Below are 20,657 nucleotides of genomic sequence, written 5' to 3' on the forward strand. Positions count from 1 at the left end.
TGATTTGAACTAGCACCGGCTCCGACTCGCCGCTGAGTTCTGGACAACTCGCCCGAAGACCGGCGCACGGTAGCACCCGATGGCGCGGAATGTGTTCCAGATCAGTGGATTTCGGCCGTCCGAATGGTCACGCCACTTTCCGGCGTCGACGACCCCACTCGGCGATAAGACCTCGCCGTCAACCGTAGGTGCGGCGCACGGCGTCCGACTCGGTCGGCAGCGGCTGATCAGGGCACTTCTCGAGAACCCGGGAGATCGCGTCCTTCTCGGCGCCGGTGACCCACAGGCGGTACTTGAGTTTGACCGCCACCTGCCGCGCCACGTATGCGCAGCGAAAGCTCTTGTTCGGCACGAGCCAGGACGCCGCGTCCGAGTCGGACTTGGCGGAGTTGGGGGCGCGCGTCGAGGCGATCAGGTTCAGCGGATCGTTCGAGAAGGCGATCCGCTCGGCCCGGCTCAACTGCTGTGCGCCCTTCTGCCACCCGTCGCCCAGGCTCACGACGTGGTCGATCGGCACCAATGCCGATGTCTTGTTCCCGCGCACGAATTCGACCACCGAGCCGGTGTACGGGTCGTGCAGAGTCCCTGACTGCACCACGCACGGCGGCACGCGGGGCGAGGTGCCGCGGACCTTGCACGTCACATCGGTCAGATCGCGGGAGAGGATGTCCTCCCGCGTACTCAGCCCGTTGCGACCCCAGGCGGCGGTTTGGTCGTCGGTCCATGCCGGACCGAACTCGGCGCGCGCGTACCCCGTCTTCGGCGCCCGCCCCTTGACCGCGAGTCGCGCCAGCCCGGCCCGCGCCGTCCCCACGGGAGCGGGCGCCTGCGTCTCCGGCTCGACGGCCCCGGACGGGGACACCGGTACGGGAACGTGCGAGCGCGTCACCGAGGGAGTTGCCGGAGCCTGCGCGGCGGGCGCGGGCAGCGAGCATCCGGACACCAGGCCGGCGACGAGCGCTCCGGAGGCGACTGCCAGAGCTGTCCGTCGCGGCCTCCTCGTCATTCCCACATGCGCGAGAGTAGACGGCGCCTCGGACACCGGAACCAGCGAGTCTCGACTGCCACTCAAGACTTCCCCGGCGCCCCGTGCGTTAACCAGAAGTGAGGTCAGGTTAACTTCGGGTGTCCGGATCTCCGCGGAGCGCGGCGCGCACCAGATATTCACAGCAACCCCGCAGGTAAAACGCACTTTCTTTCATGCACGAACGGCACTGTGTTCGTAGCCACCACCGCAGGTGAATGTGATTCGGGTCTGCATAGAGATACCGATTCGACCGGTTGTGTAACGATTTTCTGGCATCGCCCGATGCGGCCAACTCCTACCGAAAGGCGAACACATGTTCCCCGCTCTGACCCAGTTCTTCAACGACTTCACCGTCTTCGGCGGCGACCTCCTGCACGTCGCCATCACCATCGGTTTCGGCGGATAGGCCACCGTTGGACGCCGGTACGCGGCCCCTCGACGCAGGGGCTTTGCGTACCGGCGTTCGCGTCCTGTTAGACTGATCTCCGGTCGTCGGCAAGACGCTCAGGGGCTATGGCGCAGTTGGTAGCGCGACTCGTTCGCATCGAGTAGGTCAGGGGTTCGATTCCCCTTAGCTCCACAGAAGTGAGGCCAGGTCAGAGGAAATCCTCGACCTGGCCTCACTCGTTCTCACGGCCGCATCCCCGGAAGCGCTTCCGCCAACAGACGAGCGATGAGAAGACGGCGCACGCCACCGCCACGCTGATCGGCACCGCCCACGCGATCACGCCGAGACCAGCCAAGATCAGCAGCATCACCAGGGGCACGAACAGCGGGAGGAGCGAGCCCGCACCGGGCCACGAGCTCATGAGCCGTCGCCGGCGGCGGCGTCGGGTAGGTGGACGCGCCGCGCGTGATCGACGAACTCCGCCAACGCACGCCACGGGTCCGCTACCTGTGCGGCCCCCCGACATGCCCGCAGGATCATCCCGCCACGCGCCGCGCACTGCGGCGCTGATCTCAGCGTCATCACCCGTGACCTGTACGGAGAGTTCTTCCATCCGGCTCACGAGCTTCTGCACGCGCGGGTCGTCGGCGGTCGCACCGGACAGGCGCAATTCCTCGACTCGTCGGTACAGATGAGGCCATTCGATCTCGGTCCGGTAGGCCAGGCCCGGACCGGTCTCCGCCGCTGCGGCAGCGAGGCGCTCGCGTTGCTCCCCGTTCAAGTGGCGGTCGAGCACCTCGCCCGCGCCGGTGCGAGCCGCTCGCATGAGCCGCAGCATCTCCGCAGGGTCGACGCACTCGACACTGGCGTCCCCGGCGGCGACCACTGCGGCCAGTCGTTCCCGCAACCGGCCCAGAGCGATCAGTTCCGGATCGACGCGCCGGAGTTGATCAGACAGCACCCGTAGCGGGGCGAGCCATCTCGTCCCAGTGATGCAGGGTCCGCACCGTCAGTCCGCTCGTCTCCGCGGCCTGACCGACGCTCCACCGCTTCGACACGTTCGCCATGTCTCCACCATGCAACCTCACGTCGCGTGAGGTGCAAGCCGCGCGAGACACACCGCGCGTGAGCTCCACCCCGAACTCCGGAAATCGGACGCTACCTGCGGTTTCGTGTCTCACCTCACAAACTGGGCGAGGCGCCGTCGTTGACCTGCATTATCACCGAACTACTACAAAGCACCATAGGCGCTTGGTAACGACCCAATAACGGTATCGCGACGAACTCATGTACGTTCGTCCGCAGTCCTCGAACAGCCGCCGTTCGCGGCCCGAATCGCCTGCGTGGCCGGCTGTCGAGAGGAAGCCACCCTCCCCGATACCAAGGTCTGACCATGCATCCGAATCGCAAACCGCTGAAGTCCGCCCTGCTCGTCGCGGCCGGCCTGGTTCCGGTCACCGGGGCCCTGATGGGCGTGACGTCGAGTTCCCCGGACCGCGTGGCATCCCCCGACCACGCCGCGGCCTCGACGCCCATCCGTGCCGAGGCCGACCCCCGTCCGGCACCGTCGACCACCCAGACCCCCGTCCGGCCGGTCGCCGCCACACGGCACGCCACCCCTCCCGCACCCGCGCTGCCCGCCTCGGTGACGACCGGCGTGATCCCGCGCATCAACTTCGAGGCCTACCGCTCGGCTGCGGCCACGATGGCCAAGACCACGCCCCGATGCCATATCGATTGGAAGCTGATCGCAGGCATCGGCCGGGTGGAGTCGCAGCACGCCAACTTCGGTGACGCCGACTCGCGCGGCCAGTTGCGGCATCCGATATACGGCCCCGTCCTCGACGGCTCGCTCGCCGGCAACCAGGTCATCGCCGACACCGATGGCGGACGCCTCGACGGCAACGCACAGTACGACCGCGCCGTCGGACCGACCCAGTTCCTCCCCGCGACGTGGGAACACTATGCGGCCGACGGCAACGGCGACGGCAAGGCCGACCCGCAGAACCTCTTCGACGCGGCACTGACGACGGCGCGCTACCTCTGCGACGAGAACCTGGACCTGGCCGATCCGGCCGGGCAGAGCCGCGCCGTCCTGCGATACAACAACTCCGCCGAGTACGTCAGCAACGTCCTCGGATTCGCGCGGAGTTACTGAGCGCGCCATTCCACCGCGCGCGTCCGTTCACGCGACGCCGTTCTGTCGTCCGACTAGACGACTTAAGCCGGTTTGTCCGACCCTTCGCATACCATCCCGGATGTCCGACTGAGGGGTTTCATCCCTCAGGCAACACCTTTCACAGGAGTCCGAGATGACAAACCCCGAGTCGCAGCCTCAGCAGCCGAATCCGTACGGTCAGCAGCCGAATCCTTACGGTCAGCCGTACCCGTACGCCCCGCAGCCGCCGGCGAAGAAGCGAAAGAAGTGGCCGTGGATCGTCGGCGGACTGGTGGTGCTGTTCATCGCCGTGATCGCGGGCTGCTCAGCAATGGTCGGCGGCGTCGCGAATGAGATCGACAAGGCCGCGAACAGCACCGCCACCGTCACCTACCGGGTCACCGGCGGGGGTACCGCGTCGGTGACCTACAGCGACAAGGACTTCAACATGGCCCAGGACACCGCAGCGCAGCTGCCCTGGACCAAGGACGTGACCCTGCAGGGGTTCGGCAAGATCGCCAGCCTCACCGCCACGAACGACTTCGAGGCCGACGCGAGCCAGACGATCACCTGCGAGATCCTGGTGAACGGCCAGGTGAAGAACACCCAGACCAGCAAGGGTCCGGCGGCCACCGCGAACTGCACCTACAGCGTTCCCACCGAGGAGAGCCAGCCGAGCAGCTAGTCGCCCGGGTTGTCCGCAGGTCCCGTCGCCATGACGGGACCTGCACGCCCCGGCCCACGACGATAAGCTCAGCGGCATGGCGCTCAGTGATACAGAGGTCGCGACGGTCCTCGACCGCGCGATCGCGACGATCGACCCGATGCTCGACGTGCTCATCACCGCCGATCCGCTGGACCTGAAGCCTCGGACGCACGCCTTCCAGAATCCGCGGAACTGCCTCGACCGCAGTGCCGTCGCAGCGTCCGGCGTTCTCAACGTCCTCGACTGGCCGGGTACCGCCGGATGGGACGACCTGCCACTGCGCGACCACGCCGACTGGTGGGTCTCCCGCATCGGTCTGGTGACGACCGGCGGCGTCGCGTTCCCCAGCATCTTCGGTCCCTGGACCAAGAAGCTGCCGATGTCCGATTACCTGGGATTCGCCAGCCAGGCGCTGGTGCTGCGTGCGGTGAGCCGTGAGTACGGCGTGGTGTCACGCGACGCCGCGGTCACGATGCTCGCATCGATCCTGTTCGGCCGGAACCTCGATGTCCGACTCGAATCCCCTGCCGACGCCGAACCCTTCGACGACGGTTCGACCCGCCGAGAGAAGGCGTTCGTGTCCCGGCTGTGGAGCGTTGGCCGCACCCTTCACGACCTGTCCCGGTCGCTCGGCGATCGACCGGGCTCTCCACGCCTGTTGAGCTGGCTGGGCTGGATCCCGTTCGTCGGCGGCGCCGCGAGCTATCTCGGTGAACTCATCGCACTTCGCCGCGCTGCCAAACTGTGCAGGGAATGGGTAGTCGCCCACCCCGACACGATCAGCACCGGCGAGCAGCCCTGACAGCGTGCATCTCGCGGAAGACGCCTACGACTCCTCGTCGTCCTGAGAATCGGCCGCCGCGTTGCGCGCGGCGGCGATCTCCAGCGCACGACGCGCCGTCGCCTCATCCGGATAGGGTCCCATCCGATTGAATACGTTGCCGATCTTGCCCTGCGTCACGTTGCCCGTGGAGAGATCGAAGTACCACTGGTCGTCGTCGCTCATGTCTCCAGCCTAGGGCGAATCATGCCGCACAGCAGCGTTACACAGCCGTTCGACGGAACTGCAGGCTGTCGTGATCATCGTCGGCGCTGTCGTCGTACTCGGACTGGTAGGCGAAGTCGTAAGTCGGGAGATGGTCGAAGGCCGGGTCCTCGTCGTCGATCTCGAGGACGATCGCTCCGCCGGGCCGGCGGAGGCGTGCGGGCGGCTCCATGTAGGTGGGTTCGGCTCGACGAGACTGCAGCCGCTCGTCCTCCAACCGCTGACGTCGGCGGCGAGCCGCGCGCTGAGCAGCTCGCGCGTGCTCCTCACGCACCGTTCTGCGCAGGAACACCAGATACAGCGAGAACACCGTGACCATCGCGACCGCGGCGATGATCCCCCACGGCCGGAAGACGAATGCGCCGACGATAGATCCGATCGTGAGCACCGCCAGGATGAGGACCATCCGCTGCCGTTCGCGGTACTGCATCCGCTCGCGTTCGGCCACATGGTCCGGTCCGCGCCCGCCGCGACCGCGCAGTTCGCGCGCCGTCGGAGCAGACCCCGCGTCGTCGTCCAGGACGGAGCCGAACTCGCCCGCCGCCGCTGCGTCGTCGTCATCGTCCTGCGCGTACTCGGTCTCGTCGTACTCGGCGTCGTACTCGTCGTACTCGTACGCGTCCTGGTCGTCCTCGGCGTGCTCCTCGTACTGGTCTTCCTCGAACACCTCGCCGTCGTTTGCCTCGTCGCCGTTCGCCTCGTCGTCTGTCTCGTCCACCGGAATCTGATCCGCGTCACGCGCGGCCTGTGCCTCGTCGAGGTCGACCACGTCCGCTACAACCACCGGGATCTGGTCGGTCATCTCGACCGCCGACAGGACGTCCACGTCCGGCCCCGCCTCAGACTCCGCCTCAGGCTCCTCGGCAGACTCTTCGGCGTCGACCATCTCGGCATCGTCCAGTCCATCCATGTCGGCGTCGTCGAGTTCGACATCGACCACATCGTCGTCCTCGGTCTCCGCCGGTGTCCGGTCTCCGGCTTCGTCGACGAGCTCCGCGTCGACGGTCTCGATGACCCCCGAATCGGCCTCCAGACGGTCGACGTCGTCATCCCGATCGTCGACTGCCGCATCCGCTTCGTCCGCCGCTTGCGTCGCGGAAACGGCCGTGACGTCGGCCTTGCGCTGCGCGGCCTTCGCCTGTTCGGCGGCCTTCGCGGCGGCGCGCTGGGCGGCGCGCGCCCGAGCCGCGGTCCTGCTCGACGTCCGCCGACTCGAACCGCCACGGTGCACCAGGCGGGTGTTCGCGGCCGCTTCGGTTGTCTTGCGGGCCTGAGGCCGACCGCGCAGCACCATGGGGACCAGCACGAACAGCCAAACTGCGATCAGGGTCACCCACAGCACAGAAGTCGGCATGACCGGCAGCTCCTTTCCGGGTCGAGCGACGAGTATCCACTCCACAGGGTAGGAACCGTCCGACGGCGTGCGGCTCAGGCGCGCCGGGGAACTTCCATTTCTCAGCGAACGATCAGCACCTCAGACGGCGTGGGCGCGACCGGCGCGGATCAGCGTGTCGACCGCGCTCCCCGACACCTCGTCGACGGTGAGCCCGAACAGCAGATGGTCGCGCCACCGCGCGTTCACATCCATGTACCGCTTCAACAATCCCTCGCGACGGAAGCCGATCTTGGTCAGCACCGCCTGCGACGCCGCGTTCTCCGGCTGCACGGTGGCTTCCAGCCGGTGCAGTCCGACCGGCCCGAAGGCGTGATCGACACCCAGCGCCACGGCGGCCGAGGCCACGCCACCGCCCGCCACGTCGGAATCGACCCAGTACCCGATCCACGCGCTGCGCACCGCCCCGCGCTGAACGTTGCCGATGGTCAGCTGCCCGGCGTATCGCCCGTCCACCTCGATCACGAAGGGCAGCACCGTTCCGCGCTTGGCCTCGGACTTCAGGAGCGAGAACAGCGGCGCCCAGGACGACGGCTGGTGGCGCGCGTCCCACGGCCCCTGGCCGGTCGGTTCCCACGGAAGCAGGTCGTTCTGGTTCTTGATCCGCAGTCGACTCCACTCGCCCGCATCACGCATCCGGATCGGGCGCACGCGAACCACACCGGACTTGACCCGGACGGGTCCCAGCTCCGCCGGCCAACCCGGGCTCCGCGGCGAATCGACCAACCACCTCAGCACAGGGCGATTGTAGTCAGGCGGCCCGGCCCGCTATCCGCGCTGCGCCAAGAACATGACATCGACGTGATCACCGGTCCGCAGTTCTTCGACGTCCTCGTCCACCACGATCAGGCAGTTGGCCTCGGCCAACTCCGCCAGCAGATGGGAGGCGCCGCTCTCCGACTCGCCGATCACCTGGACGAGATACTCCCCGGACCGCTCGTCGCGCATCAGCTGGCCGCGCAGGAATCCGCGCCGGCCCTCCACCGACAGAATCGGGCCGATCGTCCGTGCCGTCACCATGCGCCGCATCGGCTGCCGTTTGCCGAGGGCGATGCGGATGAGGGGCCGGACCATCACTTCGAAGGTGACGAGCGCGCTGACCGGGTTGGCGGGCAGCAGGAAGGTGGGGATCTCGTCCCGCCCGAGCCGTCCGAAGCCCTGCACCGATCCCGGATGCATTGCCACACGCCCGATCTCGAGGTCGCCGAGATCGGCGAGCGCCTCGCCCACGGCGCGCGACGCGGCCCCGCCGATCGATCCGCAGATCACCACGATCTCCGACCGGATCAGCTGGGCCTCCACGGCTTCGCGCAGGCGGGCGGGGTCGCGCTCGGCGATCCCGACGCGGTGCACGTCGGCGCCGGCGTCGCGCGCGGCGGCCGCGAGGGAATAGCTGTTGATGTCGAAGACCTGCCCGGCACCGGGTTTCCGATCGATGTCGACCAGTTCGTTGCCGACGGCGATCACCGAGACCCGCGGTCGCGGATGCACCAGGACCCGCGACCGTCCGACCGCGGCCAGCAGACCGACCTGCGCGGGGCCGATCACCGCGCCCGCGCTGACCGCGACGTCACCGGGACGGACGTCGTCGCCGGTGCGCCGGACGTAGTCGCCGCTGTCGACGGCGTGCCCGACCATCACCCGCGATTCGCCCCCGTCGGTCCATCTGACCGGCACGACCGCGTCGGCCAGCGTGGGCATCGGCGCTCCGGTCTCGACCCGGACCGCCTGTCCCGGCTGCAGCCGGGTCGGGGTGCGCGAACCCGCGGTCACGTCTCCGACCACCGGGAGATGCACCACGAGCCGGCCGCTGTCGTCGAGTTCCTCCACCTCGATCCCGTCCGCGTTCAGCTCGGTCACATCGTCGGGGGCGGGAGCGCCGGCCGGCGCCACATCCACCGCGCGCACCGCGTAACCGTCGACGGCGGCTTGATCGAAACCGGGCAGCGGGTCGGAGGTGACGACCTCCTCCGCGCACAGCAGGCCCTCGGCCTCGGAGATGGCCACCTGCACCGGTCGCGGTGCGACCACCGAAGCCGTCACGAGGCTCAAATGGTCCTCGACCGAGCGCATAGTTCTCCTCACGTCCCCCGAGTGGTCTCAGATCGGTGCGCGCCGACCGCTCGCACGACCGGGCAACGCGCAGTTCGAGGCTAACGGCCCGCTCCGCGCAGAGCCCGCAGGCGCGCTGAACACAGCGAGATCGGTCAGTCGTCGGCGAGCCGTCGAACCAGCCATTCCCGCAGCTCCGGACCGTAGTCGTCACGGTCGAGAGCGAAGTCGACGGCGGCCTTCAGGTATCCGCCGGGATTCCCGAGATCGTGCCGGCTGCCCTCGTGGACCACGACATGGACGGGCTCGCCCCACTCGATCAACAACGCGATCGCATCCGTCAGCTGGAGTTCGCCGCCCGCGCCCGGCTCGATGGTGCGCAACGCGTCGAAGATCTTGCGGTCGAGGATGTACCGGCCCGCCGCCGCCAGATTCGAGGGAGCTTCCGCTGCGGGCGGCTTCTCGACCATGCCGCGCACCCGCTTGACCTCCGGATCGTCGGCGACCTCCTCGACGTCGAATACGCCGTACGCGCTGATCTTCTCCCCGGGCACCTCGATCGCGCACAGGACGCTGCCGCCGTACCGAGCGTGTGCGGCCGCCATCCGGCCGAGGACTCCGCCGGGCAGCACCAGATCGTCGGGCAGCAGCACCGCGATCGCATCCTCGTCGTCAGCCAGTTCCGGTTCCACGCAGCCGACGGCGTGGCCGAGGCCGAGCGGGCGGTCCTGCACCACCGAGTCCACCTCCAGCAGCGACGGGGCGTTCCGCACCTTGGCGAGCATCGCCTCCTTGCCGCGCTTGGCGAGGCGGCCCTCGAGGACCAGGTCTTCGACGAAGTGCGCGACCACACCGTCTTTACCCGGCGAGGTGACGATCAGCAGCCGCTCGGCACCCGCCGACTTCGCCTCTTCGGCCACCAACTCGATGCCGGGGGTGTCGACGATGGGCAGCAGTTCCTTCGGCACCGTCTTGGTGGCCGGCAGAAACCTGGTGCCGAGACCGGCCGCGGGAACGACGGCGGTGTACGGGATGGGCGGCGCATGCATCACGGCGCGCCGGCCTGACGGTCGAGCGGAGGTGTCGGACATGTGCCTCAGCGTAATGGCCGTTTCTGGCAGGATCGGACGTGAGTCTCTGAAAGGGAGCCATGAGCACCGAAAAGTCCGACATGCGGCGCCGCGTCCTCGATGCCAGGTCCCGGATGTCGCCCTTCGTTCTCGCCCAGTGCAATGCGGAACTCGCCGAATGGATGTATCGGTTGCCCGTCGAACTCGCCGCGGGCGACACGGTCGCAGCATACGTCGCCACCCGCGCCGAACCCGGCGGGACGGCGATGCTCGACGCGCTGCTCGATCAGGGGCTGCGGGTGCTGCTTCCGATCGTCCCCGAGGGCGATCCGGCACGACTGCAGTGGGGCGAGTACCGCGGCGAGAGCTCACTGACTCAGGGCCGGTGGCGCCTGCTCGAACCTCAGGGTTACCGGCTCGATCCGGATGTGCTGCACGACGCCGCCCTCATCCTGGTCCCGGCGGTGGCCGCCGACCGCACCGGCGCGCGGCTCGGCCGGGGTGCCGGCTATTACGACCGCACCCTCGCCGCCGTGGAGGCGCCGGTGGTGGCCGTGGTGCACGATGCCGAGTTGTTCGACGACGGCGTCCCGCACGAGGCCAACGACGTCCCGATGGACTGGGTGCTGACCCCGGGCGGCGGATTCAGCCGCGTGTCACCGGGCTGATCGGACATTTGCGCGGAGCGACCCGCGCGAGCCCGTGTCAGGCGGAGGCTGCCGCCGGTGCCGCCGCGGCGCTCGTCCCGGAGGCCGAACCGCTCGTCGACGAGTCGGACGACGACGAGGTCGAGCCGGAGTCGCTGGAGGAGGAATTGGCCGCCACCGATCCGCCCGAGCGAGAGTCGGTGCGGTAGAAACCGCTGCCCTTGAAGACGATGCCGACCGAATTGAAGAGCTTGCGCAAGCGGCCGCTGCACTGCGGGCACTCGGTCAGCGAGTCGTCAGAGAACGCCTGCTGGATGTCGAACTTGTTGTCGCACTCAGTGCACGCGTAGCTGTAGGTGGGCACGGAAACCTCCGAAGGTCGAGAACTCGTTGTCTAGTGTAAACCGAATCTGGCACTCAATCATTCCGAGTGCCAGCGACGGTGCGGATCGAGTGCTTTCGGCCTAGTCGTCCAGCTCGACGGCGGCCTCGCCGTTCACGCGCGCATGCCGCACGTCCCACCGGAGCAACGCACCGCCGAGGACGGCCGCGACCAGCGAACCGAGCAGGATCCCCACCTTCGCCGCGGGTTGGTGATCCGCGGGGAGACCGGTGGCGTCGGAGAACGACAGTTCGGCGATCAGCAGTGCGACTGTGAAGCCGATACCTGTCAGCAGTCCCACGGGCACGAGGCTGCGCACAGAGATGCCCTCCGCGAGACGCAGCGGCGTCAGCCGTGTCACCAGGAAGGTGGTGACCACCACTCCGAGCACTTTGCCGACCACGAGACCGCAGAACACGCCGATGCTCACCGGCTGCACGATGTGCCCCACCCCGATGACCGTCACACCCGCAGAGGCAAACGCGAACAACGGCAGGGCGATGCCCGCCGAGATCGGCGCCACGGTCTCCGCGAACGATTCGGTGCGCGGGTGACGCTCGTCGAATACCAGAGCGGCGGGGACCGCGAAACCGAGGAGGACGCCGGCCACGGTGGAATGGACACCGGACGCGTGGACGAATCCCCACGCGGCCAGCCCCAGCGGCGCCAGAATCCACCAGTGCGTGCGACGCAATCTCACCGCGAACCCGAAGGCCACGACGCAGACCAGCCCGATCGCGAGCATCACGAAGTCGATGGTCTCGGTGTAGACCGTGGCGATCACGATGATTCCGAGCAGGTCGTCGACCACCGCGAGTGTCATCAGGAAGACGCGCAGCGCGCTGGGCAGTCCTGCGCCGAAGATCGCGAACACCGCCAGCGCGAAGGCGATGTCGGTAGCGGTCGGCGTCGCCCACCCGCGCAGCGCCTCGGGATCGTTGGTGGCGACGATCGCCACATAGATGAGTGCGGGAACCACCATCCCGCCCACCGCCGCCGCCACGGGCACACCGGCGCGGCGCGGGTCACGCAGACTGCCTGCGACGAATTCGTGCTTGAGTTCGAGCCCGACGACGAAGAAGAAGATCGCGAGCAGACCGTCGGCCGCCCACTCGGCCAGCGACAGGTCGAGATGAAGCGACGCCGGCCCCACCACGGTTTCCAGCATCGAGTGATACCCCTCGCGCCACGGCGAGTTCGCGAGGGCGAAGCCGAGCAGTGCGGCGACCAGAAGAACCGCGCCGCCCTGGATGTCACCGCTGATCCAGCCCTTCCACGCCTGTCGCCGCGACGATCCCTGATCGGTCCCCGAGTCGGTCGTCGATGGGCCGTAGACCCCGTGATCGCTCATGTACACATCTTTGCAGACACCGAATCTGTGGAAATCGTTGTCGAGCGAGCGTGCGCATCCACAATCGGCGAATTGCCCACGACCGGCGGCGCCACCCAGCGGACTGTTGAGGTATGACGATTTCGCATCGCCCCGGCCACCTCTCACCGAGCGCGTTGTCTCGGGTGCAGGCCATTCTCGGCACTGGACGATTTCGGTCAATTCGGATTCGACGAATCGCTGCGGCACTTCTCGTCATCGCCGCGCTCGGCGCATTCGCCGTATCGCGGCGGCACGTCGGTTCGCCGATCGTACTGACGGCTGCGACCGATCTTCGACCGGGCACTCTCCTCACCGCCGCGGATCTCGCCGCGCGTGCCGTTCCGGCCGACCTGTCCCCTCCCGGTGCGCTCACCGATACCGGCTCCGCGATCGGCCGCAAGCTGACCGGACCGGTGCGCCGCGGCGAGATGATCACCGAGACACGGCTGCTCACGTCGCGGCTGCCCACCGCACTGACCGGCGATCCGGGAGCGCGGCTGGTGCCGATCCGCCCCGCCGACGAGTCGGTCGTCGCCCTGGTCCGCCAGGGCGACGTGGTGGACGTCCTCGATTCGGAGGCCACCGTTCTGGCCCGAGGCGCGATAGTCGCCGGCGAACCGTCGAATCCGTCGGGCAAACCGATGAACTCGGCGGCGACGCCGATTCTTCTGGCGATGAACGAGCAGGCGGCCCGCCGAGTGGCATCGACCGGATTAGACATGGCCTTGGCCGTCATACTCCACTGAATGACAGCCGAACGGTCCTGTTCCACCGCACGAAACCTTTATATGTGGTTTAGACTCAGCAACCAGCAATAGCACCAAGATCAGAGGGGACGCGCGTGCTCAAAGGTTTCAAAGACTTCATAATGCGGGGCAATGTGGTCGAACTGGCCACAGCGGTGATCATCGGTGCGGCGTTCACGGCGATTGTCACCGCATTCACCGAGAAGATCATCAATCCCCTCCTCGCCACGATTCCCAGCGGCGACTGCCCCACCGCGGACGGCGCCGCCAGTGGCCCCGCCCAGATCTGCGGGTTCGGATTCTCGATCAAGTCCGACGACCCCGCGACCTTCCTCGACTTCGGTGCCGTCATCTCCGCGGTCATCAACTTCATCATCGTCGCCGCGGTGGTCTACTTCCTGATCGTCGTTCCGTACAACAAGCTGCAGGAACTCCGGAAGCTCCAGGACAAGGAGGAGGATCCGGATCCCGAGATCGTCCTGCTGACGCAGATCCGAAATGCCCTCGACCCCGACGCCAAGGAGCGCGACGAAGCCGAGAAGGCCGCGAAGGAGGCGGAGATGGCTGCCGCCGATCGCGCGAACCGCGAGCCGGCACCGACGCCGCCTGCGCCGATGGCGCCTCCCCCGTCACCCGGCTACGGCGATCGGACGCAGACCATGAACATCCCGCCTCAGGCGCAGCAGGCTCCGCCGCAGGCCCACCCGCAGCACGAGCAGCAGCCGGGGCACCAGGGTTTCACGCCGCCGTCCGGCCCGCCGACCGGAGGCTTTCCGACCCCGAATCCGGCGCCGGGCGAGTACCCGCCTCCGGGCAATCTGCCCCAGGGTCAGTACGCTCCGGGCCAGTACCCGCCGCCTCCGGGTCAGAATCCCGGTGACGCGCCGCGTCACTCACGCTGACTCATCGACGAGACCGAATTCTCGACGAGACGCACGGCACCCGCCGCGGGGCGGGTGCCGTGCGTCGTTTTCGGGCACTCCGACTCGCGTGTACGACGCGAAATTGTTACCTTAGCCTTGCCTTTAACTCGATCTCTGAAGGGGACGTTATGCCGACCACCGCATCTCCCGACCTCGCGGCAGACCTCCGCTTGTCGGAGCAGATGAAGCAGGGATCGTCCTCCGAGCACGAGCAGGCCGAGAACTCCGAGTTCATCTCTGAGCTGCTGGCCGGCCGGATCAACGAGGCTGGGTACATCGCTTACCTGCAGCGCCTGCGCATCGTGTACGACGCGCTCGAGCGCGCATCGCGTGCCCTCGCCGACGACCCCCAGGTGTCACTGGTCCACGACCCGGCGCTGGAGCGGGTCGCGACGATCGACGCCGATCTGGCTCACTGGAGCGCGCGCGGGGGCATCGTTCCCGAGCCGGTCGACTCTCCGGCCGCCGACGCCTATGCCGCGCGCATCACCGAATCCGCGTCGCGGGGTGGCCATCTGGTGGCTCACCACTACACGCGCTACCTCGGCGACCTGTCCGGCGGCCAGGCCATCGGCCGCCTCCTGGACCGGGAGTTCGAGCTCGGCGGCGAGGGCGTCTCGATGTACTCCTTCGAGCTCGCCACCGCGAACAAGCCCTACAAGGACGCGTACCGGGCCAAGCTCGACGCGATCGGCGATTCGCTCAGCGCCGCCGACCGCGAGCGCATCGTCGACGAGGTCCGGGTGGCCTTCCGACTCAACCAGCAACTCTTCGCCGAACTGGTCGGCCTGCTGGACGACTACCGCCGCTGACCGGCGCCCGGCTCGAAAGCCACCGGCACAGGAAAGGGCCGCGACCTCCTCGGAGGTCGCGGCCCTTTTCGCCTGGTGCTCGGTCAGCCGATGCTGAACGGCTTGCCGTAGAGCGTCACGTTGCCGACGTAAGTGTCGGTGGAGACGCGGACGGTCACCTTGGCACGCGCCTGGGCGTAGCCCGCGCAGCCGTCGACGCCGAAGCGCTCGTTGCTGTAGGCGACGCCGCCCTGAGCGTTCTTGAAGGTGAACGCGTTGGTCTCGTAGTCGTCGACCACGGAATGGATGACCGGCGTGTAGACAGCCTTGCCCGGGGACAGCTTGATGCCGCCCGTGCCCCCGAATGCCTTCGGGTCTAGCGTGACCGTCTGATCCGGGATGCTGCCGGTGATCTTGCCGGTGGCGCCCATGTCGGCACCGAAGTTGACCTGGCAACCGACGATGTAGCCGGCATTGACACTGCCGCCCTTGACGCCGCCGGTGGTCTTGACGCTGACCTTGCCGGAGACGAAGACCTCTCGGGAAAGCGGGGTGCTGGTGACGGCGCGGCCGATCCTGGCCGACTCGCCGTACAGCTTGATGGTGACGCTGCCCTCGGGCAGCGACTTGGTCTTCGAGACGCTCGGCAGTGCGACGGCATTGGCCGGAGCGGCGAGCGTGGCGCCGGCGGCGACGGCGCCGGCGAGTGCTGCGGACGCGGTGAGACCGCGGACTACGCGCTTGTTCATTCTTCTACCTCGTGAGTCTGTGATCTCGGGTCAGCCGAGGCTGAACGGGGTGCCGAGCAGGTTGGCCTGCACGTAACCGCTGTTGCCGGACAGGGACTTCTCCTCGGCGTCGTAGCCGTCGGCCGCGACCACCTGGACCACCGAGCGCGCCGAGGCGTACCCGCCGCACTGCTGCACGTCGATCGAGAAGCTGTCGACCATGATCGTGCCCTTGCTCTTCTTGAGGCTGATCTTGTCCGTCTTGGCGTACACGACCTGGCCCGGAGCCAGCGGCACGGACAGCGAACCGCTACCGGACACGCCTCCCGACAGGTCGAACGATCCGCTGAGCGTGCCGGTGAAGCCCGTCAGGTTCACCTGGCAACCGACCAGGTAACCGACGGTCATGACACCGGTGCCCTTGCTCAAGGTCGTCTTGTAGGTTCCCGACACGGCGGCCGCGCGGCCCGCACCGTTGGCGGCCAACGACGGCATGATCCGGCTGCTCTCGCCGCTGCGCGAGATCTCCACCACCTGGCCGTCGACACCGACAGCCTTGGTGCGGCCACCCGGCAGACGACCTGCGTCAGCCTGACCTGCTCCGACTACTGCTCCGGTTACTGCGGTGAGCGCGACTGCAGCCAGGGCTGCAGCGCGGCGCTTACCGACACCACTGAACTTCACACGTATCACCCTTCAACGTGACCGACACCACGGTCGGCTTAAGACTGTGCGGCAGATAATGGATTCTCAGCCGCGGCTTAGATTAACCCAGCCGCACAGTCGCCGCTCGGCGCCGGAGAGGATTGCCGGATTTCACGTGAGAAGGGTCACTTACCCGCTAGTTATGGTGTGGGGGCCGGTTCTCGTCGTACCAACGACGACCACGCCCGGAATGCGCGTCTTCGCCCGGGTCGGTCCTGACCTCGGGCAATTCATCGCCGAAGACGGCGTCGAGGCGCCGCTTGCGACGCCACGCCTCCTCCTCCGACCGGTCGGCCGAAGACGTCTCAGAACTCACTGATCGCGGCGATGACGTGATGCGCCAACGGGATCAGCGTCGCCATGCCGTCACGGACGGCCGCGCGGGAGTCGGCGAGATTGACCACGACCGTCTGCCCCGAGATGCCGGCGAGTCCGCGCGAGAGCCCCGCGTCGGTAGCGCCCGCGGACAGTCCCGAACTGCGAATGGCCTCCTCGATGCCGGCCAGCCGACGATCGAGCAGGGGCTCGGCCGCCTCGGGCGTCACGTCCCGCGGCCCCACCCCGACACCGCCGACCGAGACGACGAGATCGACGCCGCCGATCACGGCGGTGTTGATCGCGTTCCGGATCTCCACCTCGTCGCCGGAGACCGTGGTGGTCGCGTCGACGTGGAAGTCCGCCTCCTCGAGCAGTTCCACCACCAGCGGCCCCAGCAGATCGTGATCCTCCCCGCCGACGGCGCGGTCGTCGATCACCACCACCAGGGCCCGCGGCGTCACGATGCCCTGGACCACGGCTTCGGCTTCGGCTTCTGCGGCGTCAATCATGATTCGACCTTCCTCGAGTGCACCGCCGTCGCGGCGCTCGTGTGTGGCTTGTCCTCCGGGCGCCCGGTGCCGATCAGCTGGCGCCCAGCTTCACGTCGACGGTCTTGGTCTGCCCGTTGACGACGTACGTGATCTTCACGGTATCCCCCGGAGCATAGGAACGGATAGCGGCGACGAGCGCGTCCGACGAAGCGATCTTGCGGTCTTCGACCTGCGTGATGACCGCGCCCTTCGGGATTCCCGCCTGATCGGCGGCACCGCCGCCGACCACATTCACCACCTGGGCGCCCGGCTGCGTCACGTCGCTGCTGGGCCGGACGTTGACGCCGAGGCTCGCTTGCTGGACACGGCCGCCCGAGCGCAGCGCGTTCGCGATCCGCATCGCCTGGTCCACGGGAATCGCGAAACCCAGGCCGATGCTGCCGGACTGCTGCTCGGTGCCGCCGTTCACGGTCGCGATGGCGGTGTTGATGCCGATCAACGCACCGTTGGCGTTGACGAGTGCGCCGCCGGAGTTGCCCGGGTTGATCGCCGCGTCGGTCTGGATGGCGTCCATCACCGATTCCACCGAACCGTCGGCGCCGGAGGTGGACACCGGCCGGTTCAGGGAACTGATGATGCCGGTCGTGACCGTCCCTTCGAGTCCGAGCGGCGACCCGACGGCGATCACCTCCTGGCCCACCGAGAGGTTGGCCGACGAGCCGATGGTGATCGGCCGCAGACCGGTCTTGTCGACCTGGATGACCGCGATGTCGGATGTGGGATCGGTGCCGAGCACCTTCGCCATCGCTCGACTGCCGTCGTAGAAGCTGACCAGGATCTTGTCCGCGGGCTTACCGCCGCCGGCGCTGATGACATGGTTGTTGGTCAGGATCACGCCGTTGTCGCTGAGAATGACGCCCGAGCCCGATCCGACCTGATTCCCGACCTCGACGGTGATCGAGACGACCGACGGGAGGACCTGGGCCGCGGTGGCCTGCACCGAACCCGGCGCGGCACTGGGCTGCGCGGTGTTGGTGGGTCCGGAGGCGACGACGTTCGACGTCGACGATCCGTCTTTGTTCGAACCGCCCGCGACCGAGGCGCCGATCGCTCCTCCCGCGCCGCCCGCGAGGAGCGCGACGGCCACGGCGCCGATGAGAAGCTTGCGACCCCCGTTCGACCGTGCCGGCGGAATGTCGGCCGACGATCCGGGCGCCTGCGGCATCTGCCCTAGCGGTGCGGTTCCGCCCGGCTGCTGCTGGTAGTACGGCGCGGTCGGCTGATCGGGCCGCGGGTACTGACCGAGCGGGCCGGTCGCTCCCGGAGGCGGCGACGGGAACTGACCGCTGGGCGGGTTCGACGGCGAGCCCGGTGAATGGTTTCCAGCGTCCGCACTGCCGTAGGGATTCGTGGGAAGTCCGCCGGTCGGAGGTTGATTCGGATCTCCGGGGACCTGACGCCAATCGTCGTTGCCGGGGTGTTCGCCGTTGGTCATGGATTAGACCCTATTGCACCATTCTGTGAAGCCGCTCAGTCCCCGTTGCCGAGTTACTGCGAGGTTCCTGCCGAGTACCTGTGAACGATCGTCAGCGTCTCACGACGATCGGATCGGGCTCAGTATGGTGCGGCAGACCGGGTATCCGCATGCGAATCAGCGCACCTCCCTGGTCGGATCCCTCGGCCACCACCGAGCCCCCGAGACGGGTGAGAACCTGCCGCACGATCGCCAGGCCGAGGCCCGAACCCGGCATCGATCGAGTCGCGTCGGCGCGGTAGAACCGTTCGAACACCATCTCGCGATCCTCCGGGGCGATGCCCGGCCCCGCGTCGGCCACCGTCAGCTCGGCACTGGCCGGTCCCACCTGATGGAGCCGCACGTGCACGGTGCGGCCAGGCGGACTCCACTTCGCTGCGTTGTCGAGCACGTTCAGCACCGCCCGCGCGAGGCCGTGCTCCTCACCGAAGACGAACCACGGAACGGTTTCCACGTCGAAGTCGATGTCGGCGCGCCGGCGCCGGACCCGCTCGAGTGCGGCGTCGATGACGTCTTCGAGGGCGACCTCCTGGTGCACGGCCTCCAGCGCGTCGTCGCGCGCGAGATCGACGAGATCGCCGACCAGGGTCGACAGTTCCTCGATCTGCGCCATCACATCCGAGCGCAGTTCCACCATGTCGGCCGCGGGTACAGGCGGTGCACCCGGTGCCGATGAGGCGATGAGCAGTTCGAGGTTGGTGCGCAGCGAGGTGAGCGGAGTCTTGAGTTCGTGTCCGGCGTCGGCGACGAGACGGGCCTGCTTGTCGCGCGACTCGGCGAGCGCGCGCAGCATCGTGTTGAAACTCTCGGTGAGCCGCGCGAGTTCGTCCTTGCCGGTCACCGGGATCGGCGTGAGGTCTTGAGTTCGTGCGACGCGTTCGGCCGCGGCCGTGAGACGGGTGACCGGGCGCAGTCCGGTGCGGGCCACCGCGGTTCCGGCGATCGCGGCGAAGGCCACCCCCGCTCCGCCGACGATGAACAGCACCGAGCCGAGCCGGCCGAGGACCGCGTCCGTCCGGTCCAGCGACTGCGCCAACACCAGCGTGCTGCCGTCGGACAGTTTGCGCGCCAGCACCCGGTGGTTGGCGGTGGTTCGCAGACTCTGATTGAGCTTGCCCGGCGGATTGGTCGACTTCGCCACATCCTTCTCCGGATCCCCGAAGGGGACGTCGCCGACCATGATGGCGCGGCCGTCCTGCTCGATCAGTGCGATCGAGATGGACGTGGAGAACACGGTGCCCGCCACCAGCGCCTCGGGACCGTTGCTCAGCCGGCCGAGCTTGGCGAGGGCAGTGAGACCGTCGGCACGGGCGACGAGTTGGGTGTCGACGTCGTTGTACATCGCGCGCGACACCACGAAGTACGCGGCTCCGGCCATCAGCACCGCCGACAGCAGGACCACCGCGGCGGCCAGGAGCGCGACGCGGCGTCGCAGTGAGACCGCGCGCGTCAGGCGGAACGGACCACGCATCGGCTACGGTGTGCCCTCGCGCAGAACGTATCCGACGCCGCGCACGGTGTGGATCAGGCGCGGCTCGCCGTCGGCCTCGGTCTTGCGGCGCAGGTAGCCGATGTAGACCTCCAGCGCGTTGCCGGAGGTCGGGAAGTCGTAGCCCCACACCTCCTCGAGGATGCGACTGCGGGTCAGCACCCGCTTCGGGTTGCTCATCAGCATCTCCAACAGCGCGAACTCCGTGCGGGTGAGGCTGATCTGGCGCTCGCCGCGGGTCACCTCGCGGGTCACGGGGTCGAGGGTGAGGTCGGCGAAGGAGACCGCCTCGCTCTCCTCCTCGTCCCGGGTGGTGCGGCGCAGCAGCGACCGCAACCGGGCCAGCAGTTCCTCGAGTGCGAAGGGCTTGGGCAGGTAGTCGTCGGCGCCCGCGTCCAACCCGCTGACCCGCTCCGAGACCGAATCGCGGGCCGTGAGCACGAGGATCGGCAGGTCGTCGCCCGCCGACCGGAGTCGCCGGCACACCTCGAGACCGTCCAGACGCGGCATCATCACGTCCAGAATCATCAGGTCCGGGCGATCGGCGATCACCTTCTCCAGCGCCTCCAGCCCGTCGCCCGCGGTCTCGACCGAGTATCCGTTGAAGCTGAGCGACCGTCGGAGCGATTCGCGGACCGCACGATCGTCGTCCACCACCAGGATGCGCATGGTTACAGTCTTATATCCACAAC

General features: G+C 68.0%; 22 protein-coding genes and 1 tRNA gene. 8 read left to right on the forward strand and 15 right to left on the reverse strand.

Features of this window, described 5'->3' with window-relative positions:
- Positions 1-178: 178 nt before the first annotated feature.
- Positions 179-1,006 carry an HNH endonuclease family protein gene (locus ACE11G_RS13755; RefSeq protein ID WP_081598052.1) on the reverse strand — a complete coding sequence of 276 codons (828 nt, stop codon included), beginning with the start codon at positions 1,004-1,006 and terminating at the stop codon, positions 179-181.
- A gap of 528 nt (positions 1,007-1,534) precedes the next feature.
- Between ACE11G_RS13755 and ACE11G_RS13760 the strand changes: the two genes are divergently transcribed.
- Positions 1,535-1,607, forward strand: a tRNA-Ala gene (locus ACE11G_RS13760).
- A gap of 40 nt (positions 1,608-1,647) precedes the next feature.
- Here the strand turns inward: ACE11G_RS13760 and ACE11G_RS13765 are convergent.
- Entirely contained in the window at positions 1,648-2,376 is a 729-nt protein-coding gene (locus ACE11G_RS13765) for a hypothetical protein (protein ID WP_062367638.1), read from the reverse strand.
- Positions 2,377-2,808: 432 nt separating this feature from the next.
- On the opposite strand from ACE11G_RS13765, the gene ACE11G_RS13770 reads away from it, so the two are divergent.
- The 3 genes from ACE11G_RS13770 to ACE11G_RS13780 all read left to right on the forward strand — a co-directional run bounded on the left by ACE11G_RS13770 (position 2,809) and on the right by ACE11G_RS13780 (position 5,081).
- Positions 2,809-3,573: a lytic transglycosylase domain-containing protein gene (locus tag ACE11G_RS13770; protein ID WP_062367639.1), complete on the forward strand. Its 765-nt coding sequence runs from the start codon at positions 2,809-2,811 to the stop codon at positions 3,571-3,573.
- 154 nt (positions 3,574-3,727) lie between these two features.
- Positions 3,728-4,258, forward strand: a complete 531-nt coding sequence (locus ACE11G_RS13775; protein WP_006894716.1) for an MmpS family transport accessory protein — start codon at positions 3,728-3,730, stop codon at positions 4,256-4,258.
- A gap of 76 nt (positions 4,259-4,334) precedes the next feature.
- Complete coding sequence (locus tag ACE11G_RS13780) at positions 4,335-5,081, forward strand: hypothetical protein (protein ID WP_006894715.1); 747 nt, start codon at positions 4,335-4,337, stop codon at positions 5,079-5,081.
- 24 nt (positions 5,082-5,105) lie between these two features.
- Here ACE11G_RS13780 and ACE11G_RS13785 read toward each other — a convergent pair whose 3' ends face one another.
- From ACE11G_RS13785 to ACE11G_RS13805, 5 genes are all read right to left on the reverse strand, one after another.
- Positions 5,106-5,285, reverse strand: a complete 180-nt coding sequence (locus ACE11G_RS13785) for a hypothetical protein (RefSeq protein ID WP_006894714.1) — start codon at positions 5,283-5,285, stop codon at positions 5,106-5,108.
- Between the two features lie 37 nt (positions 5,286-5,322).
- A complete protein-coding gene (gene glpR, locus ACE11G_RS13790; protein ID WP_375002578.1) occupies positions 5,323-6,678 on the reverse strand; it encodes a gephyrin-like molybdotransferase receptor GlpR in 1,356 nt (451 codons plus the stop codon).
- 120 nt (positions 6,679-6,798) lie between these two features.
- A complete protein-coding gene (locus tag ACE11G_RS13795; protein ID WP_039866720.1) occupies positions 6,799-7,455 on the reverse strand; it encodes a GNAT family N-acetyltransferase in 657 nt (218 codons plus the stop codon).
- A 30-nt stretch (positions 7,456-7,485) separates the two neighbouring features.
- A complete protein-coding gene (gene glp, locus ACE11G_RS13800) occupies positions 7,486-8,790 on the reverse strand; it encodes a gephyrin-like molybdotransferase Glp (RefSeq protein ID WP_062367640.1) in 1,305 nt (434 codons plus the stop codon).
- A 134-nt stretch (positions 8,791-8,924) separates the two neighbouring features.
- Positions 8,925-9,860 (reverse strand): UTP--glucose-1-phosphate uridylyltransferase, encoded by a 936-nt coding sequence (locus tag ACE11G_RS13805; protein ID WP_039866719.1) that lies wholly within the window; start codon positions 9,858-9,860, stop codon positions 8,925-8,927.
- A gap of 59 nt (positions 9,861-9,919) precedes the next feature.
- Here ACE11G_RS13805 and ACE11G_RS13810 point away from each other — a divergent pair, with 59 nt between their 5' ends.
- Positions 9,920-10,507 carry a 5-formyltetrahydrofolate cyclo-ligase gene (locus tag ACE11G_RS13810; RefSeq protein ID WP_006894709.1) on the forward strand — a complete coding sequence of 196 codons (588 nt, stop codon included), beginning with the start codon at positions 9,920-9,922 and terminating at the stop codon, positions 10,505-10,507.
- Between the two features lie 37 nt (positions 10,508-10,544).
- Here ACE11G_RS13810 and ACE11G_RS13815 read toward each other — a convergent pair whose 3' ends face one another.
- On the reverse strand, positions 10,545-10,850 hold the full coding sequence (locus ACE11G_RS13815) for an FmdB family zinc ribbon protein (protein WP_006894708.1): 306 nt from the start codon (positions 10,848-10,850) through the stop codon (positions 10,545-10,547).
- A 100-nt stretch (positions 10,851-10,950) separates the two neighbouring features.
- The gene (nhaA, locus tag ACE11G_RS13820) at positions 10,951-12,219 is read right to left on the reverse strand and encodes a Na+/H+ antiporter NhaA (protein WP_006894707.1); all 1,269 of its coding nucleotides are present in this window, start codon (positions 12,217-12,219) and stop codon (positions 10,951-10,953) included.
- 113 nt (positions 12,220-12,332) lie between these two features.
- Between nhaA and ACE11G_RS13825 the strand changes: the two genes are divergently transcribed.
- From ACE11G_RS13825 to ACE11G_RS13835, 3 genes are all read left to right on the forward strand, one after another.
- Entirely contained in the window at positions 12,333-12,986 is a 654-nt protein-coding gene (locus ACE11G_RS13825; protein WP_006894706.1) for an SAF domain-containing protein, read from the forward strand.
- 95 nt (positions 12,987-13,081) lie between these two features.
- On the forward strand, positions 13,082-13,888 hold the full coding sequence (gene mscL, locus ACE11G_RS13830; protein WP_375002583.1) for a large conductance mechanosensitive channel protein MscL: 807 nt from the start codon (positions 13,082-13,084) through the stop codon (positions 13,886-13,888).
- A 149-nt stretch (positions 13,889-14,037) separates the two neighbouring features.
- Positions 14,038-14,721, forward strand: coding sequence for a heme oxygenase (biliverdin-producing) (locus ACE11G_RS13835; protein ID WP_045538910.1), 684 nt, complete (start codon positions 14,038-14,040; stop codon positions 14,719-14,721).
- Positions 14,722-14,804: 83 nt separating this feature from the next.
- Here the strand turns inward: ACE11G_RS13835 and ACE11G_RS13840 are convergent, their stop codons facing one another.
- The 6 genes from ACE11G_RS13840 to ACE11G_RS13865 all read right to left on the reverse strand — a co-directional run bounded on the left by ACE11G_RS13840 (position 14,805) and on the right by ACE11G_RS13865 (position 20,634).
- The gene (locus tag ACE11G_RS13840) at positions 14,805-15,449 is read right to left on the reverse strand and encodes an MspA family porin (RefSeq protein WP_045538912.1); all 645 of its coding nucleotides are present in this window, start codon (positions 15,447-15,449) and stop codon (positions 14,805-14,807) included.
- 30 nt (positions 15,450-15,479) lie between these two features.
- Positions 15,480-16,112, reverse strand: coding sequence for an MspA family porin (locus ACE11G_RS13845; protein WP_045538914.1), 633 nt, complete (start codon positions 16,110-16,112; stop codon positions 15,480-15,482).
- Positions 16,113-16,438: 326 nt separating this feature from the next.
- A complete protein-coding gene (locus tag ACE11G_RS13850; RefSeq protein WP_006894701.1) occupies positions 16,439-16,960 on the reverse strand; it encodes a molybdenum cofactor biosynthesis protein B in 522 nt (173 codons plus the stop codon).
- A gap of 73 nt (positions 16,961-17,033) precedes the next feature.
- A complete protein-coding gene (locus tag ACE11G_RS13855; RefSeq protein ID WP_045538916.1) occupies positions 17,034-18,437 on the reverse strand; it encodes a trypsin-like peptidase domain-containing protein in 1,404 nt (467 codons plus the stop codon).
- A gap of 91 nt (positions 18,438-18,528) precedes the next feature.
- A complete protein-coding gene (locus tag ACE11G_RS13860; RefSeq protein ID WP_045538918.1) occupies positions 18,529-19,947 on the reverse strand; it encodes a HAMP domain-containing sensor histidine kinase in 1,419 nt (472 codons plus the stop codon).
- Positions 19,948-19,950: 3 nt separating this feature from the next.
- Positions 19,951-20,634 carry a response regulator transcription factor gene (locus ACE11G_RS13865; RefSeq protein ID WP_006894695.1) on the reverse strand — a complete coding sequence of 228 codons (684 nt, stop codon included), beginning with the start codon at positions 20,632-20,634 and terminating at the stop codon, positions 19,951-19,953.
- Between the last annotated feature and the right edge of the window lie 23 nt (positions 20,635-20,657).

Source organism: Gordonia sp. PS3 (assembly GCF_041950545.1).
Classification (GTDB): domain Bacteria; phylum Actinomycetota; class Actinomycetes; order Mycobacteriales; family Mycobacteriaceae; genus Gordonia; species Gordonia sihwensis.